The organism is Actinocorallia lasiicapitis, from assembly GCF_054778695.1.
Genome location: NZ_BAAGZI010000318.1, coordinates 1 through 7,017 on the forward strand (window position 1 = coordinate 1; position 7,017 = coordinate 7,017).

General features: G+C 71.2%; 7 protein-coding genes. 4 read left to right on the forward strand and 3 right to left on the reverse strand.

The annotated features are described in order from the left end of the window. The coding region (locus tag ACYVE7_RS26085; protein ID WP_460368116.1) for an AfsR/SARP family transcriptional regulator at positions 1-327 on the reverse strand (327 nt) is incomplete at its 3' end. A 188-nt stretch (positions 328-515) separates the two neighbouring features. Between ACYVE7_RS26085 and ACYVE7_RS26090 the strand changes: the two genes are divergently transcribed. The 3 genes from ACYVE7_RS26090 to ACYVE7_RS26100 all read left to right on the forward strand — a co-directional run bounded on the left by ACYVE7_RS26090 (position 516) and on the right by ACYVE7_RS26100 (position 4,230). Then, complete coding sequence (locus ACYVE7_RS26090; RefSeq protein ID WP_460368117.1) at positions 516-1,955, forward strand: GuaB1 family IMP dehydrogenase-related protein; 1,440 nt, start codon at positions 516-518, stop codon at positions 1,953-1,955. A gap of 339 nt (positions 1,956-2,294) precedes the next feature. Continuing rightward, positions 2,295-3,746, forward strand: a complete 1,452-nt coding sequence (locus ACYVE7_RS26095) for an LCP family protein (protein WP_460368119.1) — start codon at positions 2,295-2,297, stop codon at positions 3,744-3,746. Between the two features lie 49 nt (positions 3,747-3,795). Beyond that, positions 3,796-4,230 carry a hypothetical protein gene (locus ACYVE7_RS26100; RefSeq protein WP_460368120.1) on the forward strand — a complete coding sequence of 145 codons (435 nt, stop codon included), beginning with the start codon at positions 3,796-3,798 and terminating at the stop codon, positions 4,228-4,230. Here the strand turns inward: ACYVE7_RS26100 and ACYVE7_RS26105 are convergent. Beyond that, entirely contained in the window at positions 4,214-5,365 is a 1,152-nt protein-coding gene (locus ACYVE7_RS26105; RefSeq protein WP_460368122.1) for an acetyl-CoA C-acetyltransferase, read from the reverse strand. The two genes, ACYVE7_RS26100 and ACYVE7_RS26105, sit on opposite strands and share 17 nt — an antisense overlap. Positions 5,366-5,376: 11 nt before the next feature. Next, positions 5,377-6,159 (reverse strand): SDR family oxidoreductase, encoded by a 783-nt coding sequence (locus tag ACYVE7_RS26110; protein ID WP_460368124.1) that lies wholly within the window; start codon positions 6,157-6,159, stop codon positions 5,377-5,379. Between the two features lie 80 nt (positions 6,160-6,239). On the opposite strand from ACYVE7_RS26110, the gene ACYVE7_RS26115 reads away from it, so the two are divergent. Beyond that, a partial coding sequence (locus ACYVE7_RS26115) for an enolase C-terminal domain-like protein (RefSeq protein WP_460368126.1) occupies positions 6,240-7,017 on the forward strand: 778 nt, incomplete at its 3' end.

The window sequence follows — 7,017 nt, forward strand, 5'->3', positions numbered from 1 at the left end:
CCGGCGCGCCTCGCGGACGCGGGCACCGAAGCCGAGGGCGTCGATGTCGTCCTCTCCCATCTCCAGCAGGTAGCCGGGCCCGCTGGTGACCAGCAGCCCCCGCTGCAGGCCGAACGCGCGGCGCAGGCTGGACACGCACCCCTGGATCTGGGTGGTGGCCGTGACGGGCGGGGCCTCCGGCCACACCGTCGACACGAGCCTGTCGACGCTGACGGGACGGCCGGCGTCGAGCGCCAACGCCGCCAGAACCGCCCTCGCCCTCGGGCCGATCGGAACGGAGCCGCGCGCGTCGCGCAGCTCGACCGGGCCCAGGAGCCTCACCTGCATGGCTCGCTCTCCGTAGTCCACCCCGTGGTCCCCCAGGGCCTCCAGCGAGACCCATGTAAGAAAAGTGCAATGATCTAACAAAGGAAGTCAAGTCTCTTCGGTGGAATTTCCCGTAGACCTCGTGAATATCGAACGGACCACCGCTGGGTATGGATCAAGATGGAGTGTTCCCGACGATTGGTACGACCTTGCAGCTCCTGAACGGTGACCGGATCGCCTACGACCTCACCTACAACGACGTCTTCATGGTTCCGGCGCGCTCCGACATCGGCTCGCGGATGGGCGTGGACCTGTCCACCTCGGACGGAACCGGGACGACGATCCCCCTGGTGATCGCCAACATGACGGCCGTATCCGGCCGCCGGATGGCCGAGACCGTCGCACGGCGCGGCGGGATCTCCGTGATCCCGCAGGACATCCCCGTCGAGGTCGTCGCCGAAGTCATCTCCTGGGTCAAGAAGCGCGATCTGGTGTTCGACACGCCGATCACGCTGGACCCGCACTCCACGGTCGGCGAGGCGATCAGCCTGCTGCCCAAGCGGGCGCACAACGCGGTGATCGTGGTCGACGGGGACGGCAGGCCCGCGGGGATCGTGACCGAGGCGGACTGCCAGGGCGTCGACCGGTTCTCCCAGCTCCGCGATGTGATGACCCGCGACCTGGTCACGCTGCCCGACACGGTCGGCGCCAAGGAGGCGTTCGAGACGCTGCACGCGCGCGGCCACCGGATCGCGCCCGTCGTCGATTCCGCCGGGCGGCTGAAGGGCGTCCTGACCAAGACGGGCGCGCTGCGCGCGACTCTCTACCAGCCGGCGGTGGACTCCTCCGACCGGTTGCGGATCGGGGTCGCGGTCGGCGTCAACGGCGATGTGGCGGGCAAGGCCAAGGCGCTGCTGGAGGCGGGTGCCGACCTGCTGGTCATGGACACCGCGCACGGCCACCAGGACAAGATGATCGGGGCGCTGGAGGCCGTCAGGGGGCTGGACCCGCAGGTGCCGATCGCGGCGGGCAACGTGGTCACCGCCGAGGGCGTCCGGGATCTGGTCGAGGCGGGGGCCGACATCGTGAAGGTCGGGGTCGGGCCCGGCGCGATGTGCACCACCCGGATGATGACCGGGGTCGGCCGCCCGCAGTTCTCGGCCGTCCTGGAGTGCGCGGCCGAGGCCCGCCGGCTGGGCCGGCACGTGTGGGCCGACGGCGGGGTCCGCCACCCGCGCGACGTGGCGCTCGCGCTGGCCGCGGGCGCGTCCAACGTGATGATCGGTTCCTGGTTCGCCGGGACGTACGAGTCGCCCGGCGACCTCCAGCGGGCCGCCGACGGCCGGCTGTACAAGGAGTCGTTCGGGATGGCGTCGGCGCGCGCGGTCCGCAACCGGACGGCCGAGGACAGCCCGTTCGACCGGGCCCGCAAGGCGCTGTTCGAGGAGGGCATCTCGACCGGCAAGATGTTCATCGATCCGCAGCGTCCCGGGGTCGAGGACCTGATCGACTCGATCATTGCGGGCGTCCGGTCGTCGTGCACCTACGCGGGCGCGAGCAACCTCGAGGAGTTCCACGAGCGGGCCGTGGTCGGTGTGCAGAGCCACGCGGGCTACGCCGAGGGCCAGCCGCTCCAGACGAGCTGGTAACCGGACACCAGCCACCAGACCGGGCTTTCCGGTCGGTGATTACGGGCCTGGCGATATACGGTGCTTTCCGGCCGGTCGCCAGGCCGGTGCGGGAGCGTCCGCGGCCTTCCCCGCCGCGACGGCCGGCGCGGGCTCCAGCCCGTTGAGCGGGCCTGACCGTGACGTCACGGGTTCTTAACAAGGACTCTGCGATGATCGCCTTCGGCGACGTGCATAATTTGGGCAGAACCTGCTCCTGATCGGACTTTGCCCGGTTCTTGGGCAACCTTCTCCGCCTGTTCGCGCGTCCAAAATGGTGGAAGAGGGACCTGTGCCCTCGCTCGGGGGAACGGAGTCTGTATGCAGAATGATCAGCCAAAGGACGGCGATGAGCCGCGCGCGCTGCTGGTCGCGCTCGGTCTCACCATCGCCTCCGCACTCCTGTGGGGCGTCGCCCATGTCTGGGCGGGCCGCCGGGTCACCGGCGCCCTGCTCGCGGGCGCGTTCCTTGTCATGCTCGGGGTGCTCGTGGTGCTCGGCACCGGGTTCCGCGAAGATCTGATCCAGCTGGCCCTCCAGCCCAACTGGCTCACCGCGATCATCGTCGGGACCCTCCTGCTGGCCGCGTTCTGGGTCGGCGTGGTGATCCGCTCCTATGTGCTGGTGCGGCCCGCGGCGCTGGCCTCCGGCGGCCGGATCCTGGGCGTCACCCTGGTGACGGCGCTGTGCCTGGCGGTGTGCGCGCCGTTCGCGATCGCCGCCAACCGCACCTATCTGGCCCGCAACACCATCAACTCGATCTTCGCGGCGGACGACGCCGGCGGCCGCAAGATCACCAAGAGCGATCCGTGGAAGGACCGCCCGCGCCTCAACGTGCTGCTGCTGGGTGGCGACGCTGGCAGCAACCGGGTCGGGGTGCGCACCGACAGCGTGACCCTCGCCAGCGTCGACACCCACACCGGCAACACGGTGATGCTGGGCCTGCCCCGCAACCTGGAGAAGATCCAGATGCCGCCGGGACCGGCCGCCGAGCGCTTCCCGATGGGCTTCACCGGCGACGGCCCCGGCACGCCCGGGCTGCTGAACGAGATCTTCGAGTACGCCGAGGAGCACCCCGAGCTGACTCCCGGCAAGCCGAAGGGCCAGCGCGGTCCCGCCCTGCTCGTCCCGACCGTCGCGCAGATCCTCGGCCAGCCGATCGACTACTACATCCTGGTCGACATGCGGGGGTTCGCCCAGATCATCGATGCCATGGGCGGTGTGTACCTGCGGGTCCCGGAGAACATCACGTTCGGCAAGTACAACGAGGGCACGCTCGCCGCCGGCTACCGTAGGCTGACGGGCACGCAGGCGCTCTGGTACGGCCGCTCCCGCACCTACAGCGACGACTACGTCCGGATGGGCCGGCAGAAGTGCCTGCTGCGCGCCATCGCCCGCCAGGCCAACCCGCAGAAGGTCATCCTGCGGTTCAACGCGCTCGCCGCCGCCGCCAAGAACACGATCTCCACCAACATCCCGCGCGATCTGCTGCCCGCGCTGGTGAAGCTGTCGGAGAAGATGAAGGACGGCGACGCCAAGATCACCAGTCTTCAGTTCGTGCCGCCGCTGATCAGCACGGCCAACCCCGACTGGGCGCTGATCCGGAGCCGCTCCGCGCAGGCCATCGCCGAGAGCAACACCGTCGCCACGCCGAACCCGGTCGCCGCCGCGTCGCCGTCGGCGGCCAAGCAGCGGATCCCGGTGCGCGCCACCCCGACGCCGACCCCGGACGCGGGCAAGGCGCTCTCGCTCGACGCGACCTGCCCGTCCTGATCCCGGTTCCCCGCGCTGAGAACGCTCGGCGCGGGGAACAATCAGGGACATGCGCCCGCGTCACCGGCTGCGCCAGATCGTCAACTGGCTGAACCTGTCCACGCCGCTCGGCCTGCTGCTCGCGTACGCGGGCGGCCGGGGCGGCGTCACCAAGGGCCCCGACGGGCTCCTGTACGGCGACGGCTACCGTCTGCCGCTCCCCGTCGGCGCCGCGTTCACGGTCGGGAACGTGGTGGTCTTCCGCGACCTGGCCCGGCACCGCGACGATCCCGCCCTCTTCGTCCACGAGGCCCGGCACGCCACCCAGTACTCCTGGTTCCTCGGGGTGGCGATGCTGCCGCCCTACTTCGGCGCGGTCCTGGTCTCGATGGCGATCTGCGGGGACCACGCGTCGTACAACCCGTTCGAGCGGGGCGCGAACCTCGCCGACGGCAACTACGTCGAGCGGCCCCCGCGCTGGCGCCGTCCTAAAGCCGCTCGATGATCGTGACGTTGGCCTGGCCGCCGCCTTCGCACATGGTCTGCAGGCCGTAGCGGCCTCCGGTGCGCTCGAGTTCGCCGAGCAGCGAGGTCATGAGCCGTGCCCCGGTCGCGCCGAGCGGGTGGCCGAGGGCGATCGCGCCGCCGTTGGGGTTGGTCCTGGCGGGGTCGTAGCCGGTCTCCTTGAGCCAGGCCAGCACGACGGAGGCGAACGCCTCGTTGATCTCGACGCTGTCGATGTCGTCCATCGACATCCCGGCCTTCTTCAGCGCGTGGAAGGTCGCCGGGATCGGCGCGGACAGCATCTTCACCGGGTCCTCGCCGCGCACCGACAGATGGTGGATCCGGGCGCGGGGGGTCAGCCCGTGGTCGCGGACGGCCCGCTCGGACGCGATGAGCAGCGCGGCGGAGCCGTCGGAGATCTGCGAGGCGAGCGCCGCGGTCAGCCGGCCGCCCTCGACCAGGGTCTTCAGCCCGCGCATCTTCTCGATCGTGGTGTCGCGGCGGGGCCCCTCGTCGTGTTCGACGCCCTCCAGCGGCGCGATCTGGGCCGTGAAGTATCCGTTGTCGATGGCGTGGAGCGCGCGCTGATGGGAGGCGTAGGCGAACTCCTCCATGGCGTCGCGGGAGATGTCCCACTGCTCGGCGATCATCTCGGCGCCGCGGAACTGGGAGATCTCCTGGCCGCCGTAGCGGGCCTCCCAGCCCTTGGACCCGGCGAACGGCCCCGCGAACCCGTACTGCACGCCGACGATCATCGCGGCGGCGATCGGGATCCTCGACATCTGCTGGACTCCGCCCGCGACCACCAGGTCCTGGGTGCCCGACAGCACCCCCTGGGCGGCGAAGTGGACGGCCTGCTGGGAAGAGCCGCACTGCCGGTCCACGGTCGTGCCCGGCACCTCCTCGGGCAGCCCGGCCGCCAGCCACGCGGTCCTGGCGATGTCGCCGGCCTGGCCGCCGATGGTGTCGACGCAGCCGAACACGACGTCGTCGACCGCGGCGGGGTCGATCCCGGTCCGCTCGACGAGGGATTTCAGGACGTGCGCGCCCAGGTCGGCCGGGTGCACCTCGGCCAGCCCGCCGTTGCGCCTGCCGACCGGGGTGCGGACGGCGTCGACGATGTAGGCCTCTGCCATGTCAAGACTCCTTAAGCGTGCTGGCTGCTGACCGCGACGACTTCGCCGGTCATGTAGGACGAGTACTCGCTGGCCAGGAAGACGATCACGTTGGCGATCTCCCACGGTTCGGCGTAGCGGCCGAACGCCTCGCGGGAAGTGAGCTCGGTGAGCAGCTCCTCACTGGTCACCTTCACCAGGTGGGGGTGCATGGCCAGCGACGGCGACACCGCGTTGATCCGCACCCCGTGCTCGGCGGCCTCCAGGGCGGCGCAGCGGGTGAGCGCCATCACCCCGGCCTTGGCGGCCGCGTAGTGGCTCTGGCCCTTCTGCGCCCGCCAGCCGATCACCGAGGCGTTGTTGACGATCACGCCGCCGGCGCCCTGGTCGCGCAGGATCCGCAGGGCGGCGCGGGTGCAGCGCATCGTGCCGTTGAGGGTGATGTCGAGAACCCGGTCCCACTGCTCGTCGGGCATGTCGACCAGGTCGTTCGTGCCGCCGAGGCCCGCGTTGTTGACCGCGACGTCGAACCGCCCGAACACGGCGACCGCGTGCGCGTACAGCGCCTGGACCTGGGCCTCGTCCGTGACGTCGCAGGGCAGCGCGCTCACCCGGCCGGCGCCGAACTCCTTGGCCAGCTCCTGCGCCGACGCGGCGAGGCGGCGCTCGTGGGCGTCGCTGATCACGACGCTCGCGCCCTCTTCCAGGCAGCGGCGCGCGGTGGCCCCGCCGATCCCGGCGCCGGTGGGGGCCGTGATGACCACGATCTTCTCTGTCAGCAGGCCGCGGGCCCGTGGGTAGGGGGGAACCGTCATACCCGGAAGCGTACCAAGCACTTGTTTGGTAGACGAGGGGCGGGCCCCGCCATGAGACCATGGCAGGCAGAGGGGGAGATGTGCCGACCATCGAGGAGTTCCGCGCCCACCGGGTCGCTCTGCACCGGGGACGCCGCCCGGAGAGCATTCTGGTGGCGCTCACCGACGACCAGGGGACGGTCGGCTGGGGCGAGACCGCCCTCACCGACGAACGCGCCTGGGACGATCTGCAGCACCGGATCGGCCCCGCGCTGCCCGGCCTGGACTGGGACAGGCCCGAGGAACTGGCCGGGCTGACCGCGCTCGGCGTGCCCTCGGCCGTCGCGGCAGTCGAGACCGCCGCCTGGGACCTGTGGGGCCGCCGCCACGGCGTCCCCGTGGCGCACGCGCTCGGCGGCACCCGCACCTCGATCGTCACCGGGGCGCGCGTCCCCTGCCAGCCGACGCTGGAGAGCCTGCCGCCGCTCGTCAACCGGTACATCGGCGCGGGCTACACCAGGGTCACCCTGGAGGTGCGGCCCGGCTGGGACGTGGAGCCGCTGCGCACCGTCAGGACCGCCTACCCGGCGCTCGCCCTGCAGATCGACGGCGTCCGCTCCTACACCGACCGCCCCGAGCACTTCGACGCCCTCGAGGCGATGGACGCCTACGACCTGACCGCGATCGAACGGCCCTTCGCCGATCTCGCGCCGCACGCACGGCTCCAGCGGACCGTCCGGGCGGCCGTCGCCCCCGACATCCAGGACCTCGACACCCTCGACGCCGCGATCGCCGATCACGCGGGACGCGCCCTGTCCCTGCGGATCGGCAGGCTCGGCGGGCTGACCGCCGCGCGCGCCGCCCACGACCGCGCCTACG